The 14,861-nt window shown below is 46.5% G+C and carries 14 protein-coding genes; 4 read left to right on the top strand and 10 right to left on the bottom strand.

The window, feature by feature from the left end; all coding sequences use genetic code 11:
* Window positions 1-19 precede the first annotated feature (19 nt).
* From I2H74_RS13035 to I2H74_RS13025, 3 genes are all read right to left on the bottom strand, one after another.
* On the bottom strand, window positions 20-517 hold the full coding sequence (locus I2H74_RS13035) for a mismatch-specific DNA-glycosylase (protein ID WP_195574387.1): 498 nt from the start codon (window positions 515-517) through the stop codon (window positions 20-22).
* A gap of 126 nt (window positions 518-643) precedes the next feature.
* Complete coding sequence (locus I2H74_RS13030; RefSeq protein ID WP_195574386.1) at window positions 644-1,213, bottom strand: NADAR family protein; 570 nt, start codon at window positions 1,211-1,213, stop codon at window positions 644-646.
* A gap of 380 nt (window positions 1,214-1,593) precedes the next feature.
* Entirely contained in the window at window positions 1,594-3,057 is a 1,464-nt protein-coding gene (locus I2H74_RS13025; protein ID WP_229106619.1) for a lytic polysaccharide monooxygenase, read from the bottom strand.
* 560 nt (window positions 3,058-3,617) lie between these two features.
* Here I2H74_RS13025 and I2H74_RS13020 point away from each other — a divergent pair.
* Window positions 3,618-4,085, top strand: a complete 468-nt coding sequence (locus I2H74_RS13020; protein WP_195574385.1) for a hypothetical protein — start codon at window positions 3,618-3,620, stop codon at window positions 4,083-4,085.
* Window positions 4,086-4,196: 111 nt separating this feature from the next.
* Here I2H74_RS13020 and I2H74_RS13015 read toward each other — a convergent pair whose 3' ends face one another.
* From I2H74_RS13015 to mgrA, 5 genes are all read right to left on the bottom strand, one after another.
* The gene (locus tag I2H74_RS13015) at window positions 4,197-4,640 is read right to left on the bottom strand and encodes a DUF1992 domain-containing protein (protein ID WP_195574384.1); all 444 of its coding nucleotides are present in this window, start codon (window positions 4,638-4,640) and stop codon (window positions 4,197-4,199) included.
* A 169-nt stretch (window positions 4,641-4,809) separates the two neighbouring features.
* Window positions 4,810-5,331 (bottom strand): hypothetical protein, encoded by a 522-nt coding sequence (locus tag I2H74_RS13010; protein ID WP_195574383.1) that lies wholly within the window; start codon window positions 5,329-5,331, stop codon window positions 4,810-4,812.
* 190 nt (window positions 5,332-5,521) lie between these two features.
* Window positions 5,522-5,653, bottom strand: coding sequence for a hypothetical protein (locus tag I2H74_RS25015; protein WP_267490735.1), 132 nt, complete (start codon window positions 5,651-5,653; stop codon window positions 5,522-5,524).
* A gap of 56 nt (window positions 5,654-5,709) precedes the next feature.
* Entirely contained in the window at window positions 5,710-6,879 is a 1,170-nt protein-coding gene (locus I2H74_RS13005) for a MalY/PatB family protein (RefSeq protein ID WP_195574382.1), read from the bottom strand.
* Between the two features lie 203 nt (window positions 6,880-7,082).
* Window positions 7,083-8,078: an L-glyceraldehyde 3-phosphate reductase gene (gene mgrA / locus I2H74_RS13000; RefSeq protein ID WP_195574454.1), complete on the bottom strand. Its 996-nt coding sequence runs from the start codon at window positions 8,076-8,078 to the stop codon at window positions 7,083-7,085.
* A 268-nt stretch (window positions 8,079-8,346) separates the two neighbouring features.
* On the opposite strand from mgrA, the gene I2H74_RS24625 reads away from it, so the two are divergent.
* Entirely contained in the window at window positions 8,347-8,451 is a 105-nt protein-coding gene (locus tag I2H74_RS24625; RefSeq protein WP_229106618.1) for a DUF6254 family protein, read from the top strand.
* A 236-nt stretch (window positions 8,452-8,687) separates the two neighbouring features.
* Here I2H74_RS24625 and I2H74_RS12990 read toward each other — a convergent pair whose 3' ends face one another.
* Window positions 8,688-11,345 carry a cation-translocating P-type ATPase gene (locus I2H74_RS12990; protein WP_195574380.1) on the bottom strand — a complete coding sequence of 886 codons (2,658 nt, stop codon included), beginning with the start codon at window positions 11,343-11,345 and terminating at the stop codon, window positions 8,688-8,690.
* Window positions 11,346-11,370: 25 nt separating this feature from the next.
* A complete protein-coding gene (locus tag I2H74_RS12985) occupies window positions 11,371-11,946 on the bottom strand; it encodes a TetR/AcrR family transcriptional regulator (protein WP_195574379.1) in 576 nt (191 codons plus the stop codon).
* 244 nt (window positions 11,947-12,190) lie between these two features.
* Between I2H74_RS12985 and I2H74_RS12980 the strand changes: the two genes are divergently transcribed.
* Together I2H74_RS12980 and I2H74_RS12975 are read left to right on the top strand one after the other, a co-directional pair.
* Window positions 12,191-12,634 (top strand): hypothetical protein, encoded by a 444-nt coding sequence (locus tag I2H74_RS12980; protein WP_195574378.1) that lies wholly within the window; start codon window positions 12,191-12,193, stop codon window positions 12,632-12,634.
* Window positions 12,635-13,492: 858 nt separating this feature from the next.
* Window positions 13,493-14,842 (top strand): lytic polysaccharide monooxygenase, encoded by a 1,350-nt coding sequence (locus I2H74_RS12975; protein WP_195574377.1) that lies wholly within the window; start codon window positions 13,493-13,495, stop codon window positions 14,840-14,842.
* Window positions 14,843-14,861 lie beyond the last annotated feature (19 nt).

The raw sequence follows: 14,861 nt of genomic DNA, 5'->3' as shown, positions 1-14,861 counted from the left end.
GAATGATTTCACTTCCATATCAAGCTTCATGGATCCCTTTAAAAATTTCTACAATCTCCTCCAGCTTCATCCGAACGAGACCGCTCGAGGATGGTGCAACAAAGGCTCGAACCCCTTCAACAATGGGCTCCGCTTGATACCCCCACTCCACCTGCTTTTTGCCGCTAAAGGCTTCATAGACGCCTTTTCCAACGAAACATACCACCTTAGGACGATACTTCTCCACTTTGGCTCGCAAGAGCTCTCTTCCTTCCGCATATTCCGCTACCGAGATCTCTGCTGCTGTCCGAGTTGGCCGTGCTACGATATTCGTGAAGCCATACCCCAATTCAAGCAAATCCTGATCTTCATCTGCACGGAATAATCTAGGTGTGATATCTGCACGATGCAGAATCGTCCAGAACCGATTTCTAGGGTTGGCATAGTGATGGCCTGTCTCGCCAGAGCGTAGACTCGGGTTGTAGCCAACAAAGAGAATGTTAAGATTCGGCGCCAAATGATCTGGAATAGGGTTCATCGTTCCAGCCTCCCTTTCTGTGAAGCTAAATTAAATTTTATCACAATGCGTATATGGATCAAAAATAGTGTGCCTCATATAAAAAGCTGCCGAGTCATTTAAGAATCAGCAGCTTCTATCCTATTCCTACAACAATGAGATTGATGACTTTCTCAACTGCTCTCTTACGGCCATCAATGCAAATCCTAACAAATTCTCCCCACGCCAACGAGCGGGCTGTTCCGCATGAGGATGATCCTGAGCCATCCCGATCCCCCACACTTTATCATACGGACTTGCTTCTACGAGAATACGATCTCCTGTCTGAAGAAGATACTCCATCAGCGGGGCATGTTGACTGAACTTTAACAGGTTACCTTGCTGAACAATAGCAAACTTATGCTCATCCCATACTTTTTCATCAAAATAGCGCACCTTGCGTCCCAATGCCTTCGCTTGATTCGGATGGGATTGCTCTACGATCTGATCGCGGATAGCGATATCCTGAAATAACTCGGCCTTCTTTGCCATCATATAATGCTCTGCCGTGTGATAAGTAATGTTATCTTCTATAAAAGCAGCAGGATACCATTGGCTGAAGCAGGCTTTATCGACTATCGTATGATCTTTGGGAGTGTGTCCCCAGAAGAATAGATACTTTACCTTGGAGCGCTGCGCTTCTTGGATCAGCATTTCAATGTTTTGTATGATTGCCATGAACTATGTCCTCCATTCTATGAGCTTGATTAACTTGTGTGGTAATGCATAAACAACTCCGAGATCACTGTTCAAGGCGCTATTACAAGGTAAAACCACCTCAAAATTGCGGTAAATTCAGGTCTCTATTCTATTATTGTAAGCCCATAAGCTATATCCCTACATACCAAATTAAAATATATATGTTTTGTCTATAGCTTCTCATGAAGAACTCAAACTAGGGTCTCACTGCTTGCAGCATATGAGGCTGACTCCACTGAAACACATGTAACGGACTCTACACACTTAATATAGTCTCGTTCCTGCACAAGGAAGCCCAGCGCCAAACGGCACTGGGCTTCTAAAAGATTAGGGGTTTAATCGTCAAACATGAGATTCAATTAAGAAACAAGCATCCATACGCTGGACACGCCAGGCTGCTCGCCTTTTGTCCACCACTTCGCTTGATACTTCTTCCCTTCAAAGGTAACGACATCGCCGCTAACGTAGACGCTGTCGCTAGTCCAATCTAACGTTACTTCGCTTACAAGCTTCCAAGCATCAGACTTGTTTGGCTGGTTGCCCTGTGTCCACCATTTTGCTTCATAAACCAAGCCGCCGTATACAACACGATTGCCCAATGTGTACACTTTGCTGCTATCCCAAGCTGGATATTCGCTTGGCGCCTCTTCTTCCTTCGTCTTTACGCTCACTGCGCTGCTTTTCGCGGAACGATTGCCTGCTCCATCCACTGCTACAATGGTATAGCTGTAGCTTGTTGCAGGAGTCAGACCTTCATCCATATAGGAGTTCGTAGCGGAAGAACCTACGAGCTGATTGTTACGGTAAATATCATATTTCACAACACCAACATTGTCGGTGGATGCTTTCCACATTAAATGAATGCTCTTCTCCATCGGATGGCCTACTACATCTGTCGGCACAGATGGCGCTTCATTGTCCGCTACAGTTGCCTTCGTTGACACGCTAAGCGGTGCACTTGCTTGAGAACGATTGCCTGCTTGATCTACAGCAACAACCGTGTACGTATACGCAGTAGATGGCAGAAGGCCATTGTCTGTGTACGTAGGAGTCGTCGAAGTGCCTACCTTGCTTCCATTGCGGTTGATTTCATAATGCTTGATTCCTTGGGATGCGGAAGAAGGCAACCAGCTTAGGGTAATGCTCTTATCCGTTTGGGATGGAGAAAGGAGTTGAGTCGGTACAGAAGGTGGCTGAACTTGTCCACCATTGCGGAGGTTAAGGTCTACAACTTGATAGAAGGCATTGCCAGTATCAGCAATTTCCCATACGCCAAGCAGTACATGATAGCCCGTACGGTCAGCTGGGATTGTAATGTCATGGGATGTGCGGTTGGCTGGCTTCTTGCCGCCATCTTCAAACTTCGCGATCAGCTCAAGATCAGAGCGCTTCAGCGGCTGATTTGGATCCCAATCTTTTTTCGTAATATAGTACTTCCATTCTTTCGTGCTGTGTGGCGCAGTCAAATACCAAGTAAACGTATTTTTGCCGGTGTTCATATCAACTTTCTTCCAGCGAGTAGGCGTTTGCTCGTCAAGCTCTAGGAAGATGCCGCCACTTGCAAGCTTGCCGTCTGCTGGACCAGCATCTGGGAAGTTGCCTTTTGTCTCTACGCTTTGCGGCTCATACTGAACTGCTCCACAGCCTGTATTTTGCTGCAATTTGCATAGATATGCACGGCTTGCAGGCGCTTCTATGTAGCCGTGTGCGGATGCGGTATCCGCGAATGCCAGGGTACCCGCTGCTCCGAGTGCCATGACGCCAAAAGCAACCAGCGTCTTGGTCGATTGCAGCCATTTCATGTTAGGTGCTCGCCATTTCATTTGTTATCGTTTCCTCCCTATAACATATATAGCGTATATGACGCCTAAACTCCTCTTCCTCTCCTTCTGCAGTAAGGGGAAAGAGTAGGAGTTTTTTCCATCATAATGAATATTGAGAGAATCTGATAAGGTGCAAGATACCTAAACATCTATCATGCATGTTCATATATTCATTTATAAAACGTTTAAAGCTAAACGATGTAACATATGACCCAAGACATACAAACGATCAGCATTTTCTGATATTTTTCGTTATTTATTCGACAATTCCGATAAAATATAGATGATGCAGTTCTATGTCCCTATTTGCTCATATGAACATCTTTTCCTGTTTAGTTAAAGCGATTTAATTCTTTTATCCTAAAAGAACAAATCGAAATTTGAATATTTGGAACTAGGCCAATTTCTTGACACTTCTATGAATCTCAATTGTCTCCAATGCACTCTAGTATGCTTCATGAGCATTATCCCATATTTGAAAGAAAAGTAGACTAATAAACAAGCAGCCAAGGAGCAGGATGCGTACTGTATAGTAATCCCGAATAAAGGAGTTGTGATTCATGAAGCGTAATTCCAATATGCCAAATACATCCATGGGTAGCATGGGGGCAATGGGAAGCAATGCAATGTATCCATCAAGCGTGAGCCCTGCTTCTAAAGGCGGTGCCAACATGGGCCCAAGCGCAATCAGCCCTTACAGCATGGGAGGCAATATGGGTCCTAACATGGCGCCAAGCATGGTGAGCCCCGCTGCAACAGGCATGCCGGACCAGCTTAACCCAATTGTTGCTCCTGCACAAACCGTCTACAAGAACTTCTATCACACAGCCACTCAGCCGATCGTGCATCCGGTTAATATCGTCAATCAGCATCATACCGTTCCGGTGCCAAAGCATGTCTGTGTTTATAGCGAAACAGATGTAGATTGTGGCTGTGGCGTACGCGGCAAGGGCAAAGCTCGTGCAAAAACAAAAAGCCGCGGCAAAGTGCAAGCGAAAACAAGCAAGAAGCGCAGCGGTCGCCGCTAATCTTTTCTTCGTCTCCTTACCGTATCCGCACTAGCCTATAAGAGCTAGTGCGGTTTGTTTTTACATAGCCCATAAATTCCGTCGGTCCAATAGAAAGCCTCATTCCTATTCCTATAGCCATTTCTCATACTGCTGTTCTAGGTTTGAAGCTGACACCAGCCCCTTCTGCAAAAGCGAGCTTGGAACATGCCGATTGAATTTGCGAATCTTCTCATTTAACGCATCCAATTCCTGCTCATGTATAGAAGCTCCCACCTCTCGCTGCCTTGCAAGCAGCAGACTCATTTCATTGACGATTTCTTTTCGAAGCTCTAGCCAAGGAGGCAATACATTGGCTTCCTTCATGACGTGGCCCAGGACGTCTCCCTCCTGAAGCTTTAGCGGCTTACCCTTCCCCGGAAGATCATCGAACCCACCCTTTTTGGCAAATTCATCGACAATGCTATCCATGGCCTTTTCGTGATGTCTCGCACTATAATAGGTTTGCTTGGAAGCCTCGGTGCGCGCATCCGACGAATCGCCAGCTTTCGTTTCCTTATCTCGATTAGATATCATATACGATTAGCGCCTCCCCTAGTTATGACTCTCTATCATCTTATACAAAAAAAGGAAGCGAAGCGTTGCGCATTCATGTAATTTTTATGACGATGATTCAAAATTGAAATAACAAAAAGAACACCCTCTTCTAGAGTGCTCTAGTGTTCATCTGTATACATTATCTTGCTTAATACTTCAAATCGATCGCTTTGCCGTTCTCGTCATAGAAGCTTAAGCTCGTTGCTTCTGCACGCTGCGTGCCATTGATCGGAGTTAGCGTTAGAAAATACGGCTTATTGGCATCAATCGAAATATCGTAATTAAGATGCTCAATCTTCGCATCCATTCGCGCAAGCTTGTTCTCATTTTTGCCTGCGATCATTAAGTATAGTCCTTCATTCGTCTCAATAATCGATTGTCGGATTGGCTTGCTGCCGTGCCCTATAACTTCTACTGCATACTTTCCGTTTTTCCCCTGGCTAAATTCACCCATGCCAAGCGTCTTGTCCGTTTCGAATAATACAAACAAACGATCACCGCTCTTCACATGCTCTCGAATCTCAATCGGAGTTTCAAGACGTTCTTCCATTACCGCCTCAATATCAGTCATGGAATCGTTGATCGTATACTTCTCAGGCGTAGTTGCATACAAGAAAATACCGATACCTGCGATAATAAGGATAAAGGCGATCCAAAACCATTTCTTCATGATGCTCTCCTTGTCTATATGTTGAATAGGGAATGACGAAAGACGCTCGTCTCTTCTATTCTTTCATTATACTTCATCCTCGCCCCCATCAACAAAGGCACAAAAGAAAGAAGCGGCATGCACCGCTTCCCTTGGATAAAAGGCCATGATTCAGTTATAGAAGGATAGAATTAGATTGCTAGATTCAACCTTATGCTCGATCGTTTGCTTGTCGATGAGCCTTTCCTCTAGGACTTGGAGAAGCATTGTCTCCAAACTGCTCAAGGCTGGATGGAGAGCTTGCCGGTCCACGGTTCTTCGGACGATTGTTACGGCCTGCCATAAGACTTCACCTCCCGAGTATAACTTGCCCGGGATAGAGTCAGGTCATGCAGCCAATTACGCTCTCGCTTGGAGAGCTTGTTCCAAACGCGCCAAGGTTTCTTCGACATTGTTACGCTGGGTTCCTAGGTTCATGCGCTCAAAGCCCGCACCTTCTTCTCCAAAGGTGTAGCCCTCACTAAACCAGATCTTAGCCTGCTCCAGCATAAAGCTCTCAAGAGCCCTTCCGTCCATATTCAAGGAGCGGCAATCAATCCACTTCAAATAGGTGCCTTCCAAAGCAAAGGTCTTTAGTTCAGGAAGCCGCTCCGCAATAAACGAGTCGACAAGCTTGTTATTGTCTTCAATATATTGCAGTACCTCGTCAAACCAGGCTTCGCTGTCGTTGTAAGCTGCAATCGTCGCCTCAATCGCGCCGATATCTAGATCGGATACGCCCGTATTTTCCACAATGGTGCGGAATTTGCCTCTTAGCTCTTTTGATTCGATGAAGATGTTCCCCATCTTAAAGCCAGGAATGCTAAACGTTTTTGAAGGCGAAGTAGCGGTAATCGTAATATTGGAAATAGCGGGTGATAGTGATGCAATCGGTGTATAGGCATGTCCGCTAAGAACAAGATCGTGATGAATATCATCAGAGAAGATCGTGACGCCATGCTTGAGGCAAAGCTCGCCGATCTGAGTCAGCTCCTGACGCGTCCATACACGCCCTACAGGATTATGAGGATTGCATAAGAAGAACAGCTTTACCTCAGGATCACTGAGTTTCGCTTCAAGATCCTTCATGTCCATATGGAATGCTCCATCCTGAAGCTTCAATGGGCTTGGAACAGCAATGCCCCCGTTCTTTTCAATCATGCGCTTGAATGGAGGATAGACAGGAGGCTGATACACCACCTTTTCTCCCGGCTGAATAACCGAACGTACAGCAAAACCCATTGCCGTAACGACACCAGGCGTTGTTGTGATCCATTCCGCCTTCGTATCCCAGCCATGACGACGCTTCATCCAGCCGGTAACAGCATCATAATAACGATTTGTTTTGCCCGTATAGCCATAGGTCGGCTGCTCCATCCGTTTTAGCAATGCAGCACGAATCGGCTCAGCGGCAGGGAAATCCATATCTGCAACCCACATCGGAATGCAGCCTTGCTGTCTTTCCTGACGAGGCGTCATTTTCTCTGCATCTAATTGTGCTCGGTCCAACTGTCTTTCCAAAATGCTCATTGATAAACCCCATTTCTCATCAGGTTTTAGTTTCTTCCATCTTGTATTATAGTAAACCAAAAGGACTTTGCCAAAAAGTACAAAACGTTAGTGCAAATGTAATATTCCTGCAAACCCATCCGAATACCAAAGACAGTTAAGCAGCCATGAAATCATGTAAAAAACCTGTGGGCATCTGAATGATGCTTCACAGGTTCTGAAAGTTAAGCATTTAGAATCTGATCTATCTCCTGCAGCTCTTCTTCATCGAATCGGAGATTGTCAATTGCCTTTACATTCTCCTCGATTTGGCTGACACGACTTGCCCCGATCAATGCAGATGTAACACGTCCTTTGCGCAGCACCCAAGCAAGTGCCAATTGAGATAAGGACTGGCCTCGACGTTGGGCAATCGTATAAAGCTGCCGTACCTTATGCAGCGTTTCTTCATTTACATCCTTCGTCTGCAGGAATCCCGTTACTTTATGTGCTCTTGAATCCTCAGGAATACCGTTCAAATAGCGGCCGGTCAACAAGCCCTGCTGCAACGGTGAAAACGCAATACATCCAGCGCCATGCTCCTCAAGCACATCCAGCAGGCCATCTCGCTCCACCCAACGGTTCAGCATCGAGTACGAAGGTTGATGAATGAGCATGCGAACGCCCATATTTTTAAGAATCTGTGCAGCTTGTGCGGTTTGTTCCGCATTATAATTGGACACCCCAACATAGAGTGCTTTTCCAGAACGAACAATATGTGCAAGTGCGTCCATCGTTTCTTCAAGCGGAGTTTCTGGATCTGGACGATGATGATAGAAAATATCGACGTAATCAAGGCCCATGCGCTTCAAGCTTTGATCAAGGCTTGAGACCAAATACTTCTTCGAGCCCCATTCCCCATATGGACCTTCCCACATGTAGTATCCAGCCTTCGTAGAGATCACGAGCTGATCTCGATATGGCCGGAAATCAGTTGCCAGTACCTTCCCAAACATCTCTTCGGCTGATCCTGGTGGAGGACCATAGTTATTCGCAAGATCGAAGTGCGTAATCCCTAGATCGAACGCACGGTGCACCATGGCGCGGCCATTCTCATATGGATCCACACCTCCAAAGTTGTGCCATAGACCAAGCGTAATGGCGGGAAGCTTCAAGCCCGATTGTCCACAACGATTGTAAACCATCGTCTCGTAACGCTTTGGGTTCGCTATGTACTCCATCATATCCTCTCCTCTCGTGAAGGGCGCATGATCGGTTCATGCCGTTTACGCATCATATAGACGCGTGAACACGGGTTCATTATATAGCATTCCAAATGAAAAAGCATCTTTCGATGCTCAAAAAAATGAATAGATATTTCAAAATGAAACTCCAAACTTATACACGGATAGGCGAAGCGATCATAGCCTATCCTAAAACCACTTCGAAGCGCGGTTGATGGCCAAATTAAAACGCGCCCGAAGCAAAATGCCAAAGGGGGAATGACTCATGTCTATTCCGAAAAATCGTCGTGAAAATGCAAACAAAATCCGCAAGCAGACTCCGCATCCTCACGGTAAAGTGAAATCGTTCCGAGAACTCGCAGAGGAGTAACACGGCATTTCAGGATTGGCGCAGGTTCTGGCCTCGCGCCTTCTCCCCTTCCCTTTTAGAAGGATAACGTTAGTGTGTTCATCCTAATATTCCTTATGCATCGTGATTGCACTTAACGATATCTTTATCTTGTTTGCCCCTATATCTTTAGATGACCTTATACGCAACAAGACCGCTCCCGAGAACAGTATTCGAGAAGCGGCCATGTCTAATCAATTTTTAACCCATCGCTTGGATTAGCTCATTTGGCCTTCTGCTCTTAGCTTCTGGCGTGTGCGAAGCTTTGCAAACTCCACCACGATAAGCGGTACGATGGAAAGAATCGTAACAATTGTCCAGTGCGTGAAGCTAAGGGAGACCAACTGGAAGATCTCCATGAAGACCGGAATAATGGCAATGGCGAACACGATTCCGATGGAAAGCATTGCACACCAGAACAACGGGCGATTGGACATAAAGCCAATCGTAAAGATCGATTGCGTGTTGCTTCTAACGTTGAAGATATGAACAACTGAGGACCAGCCCAGGATAACAAAAGCCATCGTTTGTCCAACTTCATGAGAAGCCATGACGCTATCGGAGATATGAACAAACTTACCTACATAGAAGCCAAGCAAGGTCAATACGGTGTACAAAGCAGCTTGGAATGCAATCTTCTTGCCTAATCCGTTAGAGAAGATGCCTGCGTTCTTAGGAATCGGCTTCTGCCGCATCGCATCCGGCTCCATCTCCTCACGGCTCAAGCAGAAGCCCGGAATACCATCCGCAACAACGTTGATCAAGAGCAACTGTATCGCAATAACCGGAAGTCCCCAGCCGAGCGCTACCGCAATAATCATGATCATAATCTCAGAAAAGTTACAGCTGAGCAAGAAGTAAAGCGTCTTGCGAATATTCTCGTATACACGTCTGCCTTCTGCTACCGCATCTACAATCGTTGCAAAGTTATCATCTGTAAGCACCATATCGGAAGCACTCTTTGCAACATCGGTTCCGGTGATGCCCATGGCCGTACCGACATCCGCCGCTTTCAAGGCTGGGGCATCATTGACGCCGTCACCTGTCATGGCGACAACCTCGCCGTTTGCCTGCCACGCTTGAACAATGCGGATCTTATCCTCGGGGGAGACGCGGCCATATACCGAGATTTGACGTACCTTTTGCTTTAACTCCTCATCAGACATGCGCTCAAGCTCAGCACCTGAGATGGCAAGGTCCCCTTCTTCCAGAATGCCGATCTCGCGTGCAATAGCTGATGCTGTCGCCATATGGTCACCTGTAATCATGACCGTCTTGATGCCCGCATCCTTTGCGGCCTGTACCGCAGCCTTGCTCTCCAGACGCGGAGGATCGATCATCCCGACCAATCCTGCAAAGCGAAGGCCCTGCTCCAGCTCCGCTGCATCCAGCTGCTCTGGAAGCTCCTCATAATGCTTGTAGCCTAGAGCTAGAACTCGCAGTGCCTGCTCAGCAAACTGGTCGTGCACCTCATTTGCCCGCTCCTGATGCTCATTTGTGCAAGATGCATGAGGGTCTAGCGGAATGCGGTCAAAGGCGCCCTTCGTGATGGAGAGATATCCGTCCTCTGTGCGATGAACCGTCGTCATCAGCTTGCGTGAGGAATCGAAGGGAAGCTCATGTACGCGAGGATACTGCGCCTCGAGCTCAGACTTCTTAAATCCTTTTTGCTGAAGCAAGCGAATAATTGCGGTCTCCGTTGGATCCCCTATGATGGTTTCTTCACCATTATTAAGCTCGATCGATGCATTGCTCGCCAAACTGAACATGGTGATGAGCTCTGTTTCTTTATCATTAAAGACTTCTGTTTCTGCCTTCGGCTCTTGAGACACTGCCCAAACCTGCTTAATTGTCATCTGGTTCTGCGTCAGCGTACCCGTCTTGTCCGAGCAGATAACAGACGCGCTGCCTAACGCCTCGACCGCTGGAATGCGGCGGATGATCGCATTCTTGCGAACCATGTTTTGAATCCCAAACGCCAGCGTAACGGTTACAATAACCGGCAGGGTCTCAGGAACAGCTGCTACAGCCAAGGATACCGCCGTCATCAGCATCTCCATCATCGTCTCTCCATGGAGAAGACCAATGCCAAAGATGATGGCACCAGATACGACCGCTACGACGCTCAGCTTCTTGCCAAGCTCGATCAGTCGCTGCTGAAGCGGTGTCTTTGATTTTTTCGTGTTGTTGAGAAGTGAGGCAATCTTCCCCATCTCTGTCTCCATCCCTGTTGCAACGACTACCGCTCTGCCGCGGCCATTCGTAACCAAGCAGCCGGAGAAGAGCATATTGACGCGATCTCCAAGCGGATCGGACTCTTTTACTTCTGCCTGTGCATTTTTCTCGGATGGAACACTCTCACCCGTCAAGGCTGACTCCTCAACGAGCAGATTGGAACTCTCTATAAGACGGGCATCTGCAGGTATCATATCTCCTGCCTCTACCACGATAATATCGCCAGGTACAAGCTCCTTCGAGGTGATCGGCTGCAGAATTCCATCTCGCACAACCTTTGCCGCTGGCGTATTCATATTTTTAAGCGCATCGAGCGCCTTCTCTGCACTAAGCTCTTGTCTTATTCCGAGCACAGCGTTCAAGGCTACAATGGCGATGATGACGAGCGGTTCTGCAAAGCCGTGTCCTTCTGTGATCGCAAGATACGTCGAAATCAACGCGGCTGCCAACAAGATGATGGTTGTTACCTCAGACAATTGATGCAGAAGCTTGGCTCCAATGCTCTCCTTTTTCTCTTCTTCGAACTCATTGTAACCCTTCTGCTGCAGCACCTCTGCCGCCTGCTTACTGCTAAGGCCATTCTCTCTATTTGTCTTAAGCGCCTTAAAGATATCCTCCAGTGTTCTCTCCATCCATTTCATCAAATGCACCTCTCTTTAATGATTTCTATTGTCCCCAAAGTCGAATCAACATCTCAACGAGCAGTTCCTTCTTAATATCCAATCGGATTGGATGTCCGTAGCACTCGGCTTTCATTTTTTCCAAAATGATGGTCAGAAGCACGCTGTTCGCAATCATCGCGATGGCCTGAAGCTCTTCCTCTGAGATCGAGTCATCCGCCATCTTTGCAAGCTCTTTCTCCAACTCCTCCGTGATATATTCGAATATCGACGGATACATGAATTCGAGCTCTTTGCTGCCTTGTTCTTTAATGGTCACTAAGAAAAAGTCTTTATGGCTTTCGTAAATATGATTAATGAAATCAATCTTCGCTAACAGCAGCTCCTGAATATTCTCATGATCGGTGTGAAAAAAGGTATCGACCTCTGTCTTGACCAGGTTCATCTGCTGTTCAAGCGCCTCATGAATCAGTTCATCTTTCCCCTTAAAATGCTTAAATATGGTTGCTTCATTCACTGAAGCCTGTTTGGCAATGCACTTCGTAGTCGTTCCCTTAAAACCGTGAAGCGCCATATGTTCAAGAGCAGCTGACATTATTTTGTCCCTCGTTGTCAGTTTCATGCTCATCCTCCTCTCTTTAATCAAGCAAGTACTTACTTGATTTTTAGTTTACGAATAAGTACCCATGAGAACTATGATCTGAATCACATTTACAATCCATACACGATTCCTATTTATTCCACAACTTTATTCCACAACCTAATTAGGGCATTCGTGTAACTTTGCGCCCGTATAGCCTGATATACAGGCTAATTACTTGTAAGTTCATATACTGCCATTATTAAGAAAGGAGGATGATCCCCCTATGGCCAAATTAGTGGATGAGCAGGTATCACAAGCTGAAAATGAATTAGGTGTACTGGATATTCCAATTACGAGCACACCCGAAATGTTCGCTACGCTTGGTCTTGACACAAGCAGCGCAGGTCCAAACCTTCGCGTTGAGTTCAACTATACGCTGCAATACAGCTTTGTTCGCTCCGCTTCCGTATTGATTAGCGTATATCGCGGAGAAGGAGCAGATGCTGTACTTGTATTTCAAACGGAACAATCCATCCCAGCACCAAGCACAAAAGGAAACCATACAGTATATCGAGCTCCCATCTCCTCAAATGGTGTTGACTATCTCCCGCCTAATACAGACTTTATCATTTATCAAGCCTTCGTCTCCTCTCCAGAGCACAGCAAGCATGCTAAGCTTACTCGCATAGGTCCAGAGAGCTTTGCGGCTAGAGCCTATTCCGATTAAGCGACCCTCTCCCTCAAGTTGACAAGTTCAGACCCTCACCTTTTTGCTCCATCATGATCGAAAAAAGCTAAGTGCTCTAACCAGCACTTAGCTTGTTTTTCTTTTGATGTTCGATTGAATGAGGACAAGCATGGGCTGCATATATTGAGTTTGGCGGAACGGAACGTCGTTCCAATTTCCAAAAGGCACTTGAACAATGACGAAGCAATAGCTATCGTGAATCCTAGGTAATCGTCCCTTCCTTAGCTGCATACTCTTTATGAGCCATGAACTATTTTTGATGAGGAATGATGTGTACATGTCGTTTCTAAAAAGGAATGATATCTTGATTTGGAGGCATGTTGGATGGGAGTTAGATTATTGAGGTTAGTGCTTCCCTTCTTCACAAAAATTAAAGCCTTTACCTTACTCATCAAAGAAAAGCGCTTATCCGTGACTCGTAGTAAGAAATGATAAACGCTCTAATAAAGCAAAACTATTATCCGCGCAATGTGCGAAAAAATATTTCGTTCACATAACTTTCACATTTTCATATATGATAGAGTCAAGTTCAATACTCTTTCATCTCTCCTCAACGTCCTCTACAAGAGCTAGCACGCAAAAGCCGCCTAAGTTCTCAACTCACCACCTGCGATACCTTCTGTATGTTGTCGTCTTCCTTTTTCGTATATAAGCTCTTTATGAGTTTATATAAATATCTTATAGAAAGGAGCGTAGGGTAGAGTTAGTCTCTCGAAGCAGTAAATCTTATTTACTGTTCATTTCTCTCGAGGAAAGGAGCTTGCCTGACTTTTGGATCTCTGCTAGTCATGTTTGAAGCCGGGAACCCGATTCCCAAAATCAAAGGAGGCTGTGATTATGTATGAACTGCGTTTGCAACATCCTTGGTTGACCAAGCTGCTCTTAGCAAGTGGCGTAACGCTCATCACAATGTTCTGTATGTTCTTGTTCGCCGACAAAGCACTTGCCCATGGCTATATTGACTCCCCTGGAAGCCGCGCTTATTTGTGTAAAACAGGCGCCAACTCTGATTGCGGCGCGATTATTTACGAACCGCAAAGCTTGGAAGCTCCAAAAGGATTCCCGCAAGCCGGTCCTGCAGACGGCAAAATTGCAAGTGCAGGCGGTATTTTCCCTAAGCTTGATGAGCAATCCGCTACTCGCTGGTCCAAAGTAAACATTTCAAGCGGACCGATTACATTCCACTGGACACTGACTGCCGCTCATGCAACAACTAGCTGGAAGTACTATATTACGAAGCCGAATTGGAATCCTAATGCAGCATTGACTCGCGACTCCTTCGATCTTACTCCATTCTGTTCCGTCGACTACAACGGAAAACGTCCTCCATTCTCGTATTCTGACAACTGTAACGTTCCTGCTCGTACTGGCTACCATGTCATTCTTGCTGTATGGGAAATCGCGGATACCGCAAATGCCTTCTACAATGTGATTGATGTTAACTTCGGAGGCAGCAATCCTGTTGATAACCAAGCACCAACAGCTCCTACAGGTCTTGCAAGCTCCAACGTCACGTCTACAACAGCAGCTCTCTCATGGAACGCTGCAACGGACAATGTCGGGGTAACAGGCTACAAGGTGTACAGAAATGGCACAGAAATCGCTTCCGTTAGCGGATCGACGCTTAATTATACGGCTACAGGTTTAACCGGTAATACTTCTTATACCTTTACGGTTCGTGCTGTTGATGCAGCAGGCAACACATCTCCTAACAGCAATGCAGTTGTCGTCAATACACCTGTTCCTGTCGTGGATACGGAGGCGCCTTCTGCTCCTACAGGTCTTCATGTCATGGGCACGCCTACTTCCACTAGCGTGAACCTGATGTGGAGCGCATCCACTGACAACGTTGGGGTTACTGGCTATCAGATCTTCCGCGGCAGCACGCTTGTTGCAACGGTATCTGGAAGCACGCTGGAATACAATGTAACAGGACTTACAGCCAGCACTTCCTATACGTTCACGGTTAAAGCAGTTGACGCCGCTGGCAATGTGTCCGCAGCAAGCAGCGCTGTGAATGCGACAACGGCTGCTCCTCCTGCTATTGCTGCTTGGGCACCAGGCGTATCCTATGCTGCTGGAACAAAGGTCACTTATAACGGCAACACGTATGAGTGCCGCCAGGCGCATACGTCGCTTGTAGGCTGGGAACCTGCTACGACACCAGCTCTTTGGCTCCTAAAGTAACAGCGTCTTAACCGCCTTT

Source organism: Paenibacillus sp. 1001270B_150601_E10 (genome assembly GCF_015558675.1).
Classification (GTDB): Bacteria; Bacillota; Bacilli; order Paenibacillales; family Paenibacillaceae; genus Paenibacillus_B.
This window is presented reverse-complemented; position numbering and strand designations above follow the sequence as displayed.

What these genes read in the sequence shown, in the direction of transcription:
- I2H74_RS13035 (WP_195574387.1), bottom strand. Translation starts at nt 517, where the DNA reads ATGAACCCTATTCCAGATCATTTGGCGCCGAATCTTAACATTCTCTTT.
- I2H74_RS13030 (WP_195574386.1), bottom strand. Translation starts at nt 1,213, where the DNA reads ATGGCAATCATACAAAACATTGAAATGCTGATCCAAGAAGCGCAGCGC.
- I2H74_RS13025 (WP_229106619.1), bottom strand. Translation starts at nt 3,057, where the DNA reads ATGAAATGGCGAGCACCTAACATGAAATGGCTGCAATCGACCAAGACG.
- I2H74_RS13020 (WP_195574385.1), top strand. Translation starts at nt 3,618, where the DNA reads ATGAAGCGTAATTCCAATATGCCAAATACATCCATGGGTAGCATGGGG.
- I2H74_RS13015 (WP_195574384.1), bottom strand. Translation starts at nt 4,640, where the DNA reads ATGATATCTAATCGAGATAAGGAAACGAAAGCTGGCGATTCGTCGGAT.
- I2H74_RS13010 (WP_195574383.1), bottom strand. Translation starts at nt 5,331, where the DNA reads ATGAAGAAATGGTTTTGGATCGCCTTTATCCTTATTATCGCAGGTATC.
- I2H74_RS25015 (WP_267490735.1), bottom strand. Translation starts at nt 5,653, where the DNA reads ATGGCAGGCCGTAACAATCGTCCGAAGAACCGTGGACCGGCAAGCTCT.
- I2H74_RS13005 (WP_195574382.1), bottom strand. Translation starts at nt 6,879, where the DNA reads ATGAGCATTTTGGAAAGACAGTTGGACCGAGCACAATTAGATGCAGAG.
- mgrA (WP_195574454.1), bottom strand. Translation starts at nt 8,078, where the DNA reads ATGGAGTACATAGCGAACCCAAAGCGTTACGAGACGATGGTTTACAAT.
- I2H74_RS24625 (WP_229106618.1), top strand. Translation starts at nt 8,347, where the DNA reads ATGTCTATTCCGAAAAATCGTCGTGAAAATGCAAACAAAATCCGCAAG.
- I2H74_RS12990 (WP_195574380.1), bottom strand. Translation starts at nt 11,345, where the DNA reads ATGAAATGGATGGAGAGAACACTGGAGGATATCTTTAAGGCGCTTAAG.
- I2H74_RS12985 (WP_195574379.1), bottom strand. Translation starts at nt 11,946, where the DNA reads ATGAAACTGACAACGAGGGACAAAATAATGTCAGCTGCTCTTGAACAT.
- I2H74_RS12980 (WP_195574378.1), top strand. Translation starts at nt 12,191, where the DNA reads ATGGCCAAATTAGTGGATGAGCAGGTATCACAAGCTGAAAATGAATTA.
- I2H74_RS12975 (WP_195574377.1), top strand. Translation starts at nt 13,493, where the DNA reads ATGTATGAACTGCGTTTGCAACATCCTTGGTTGACCAAGCTGCTCTTA.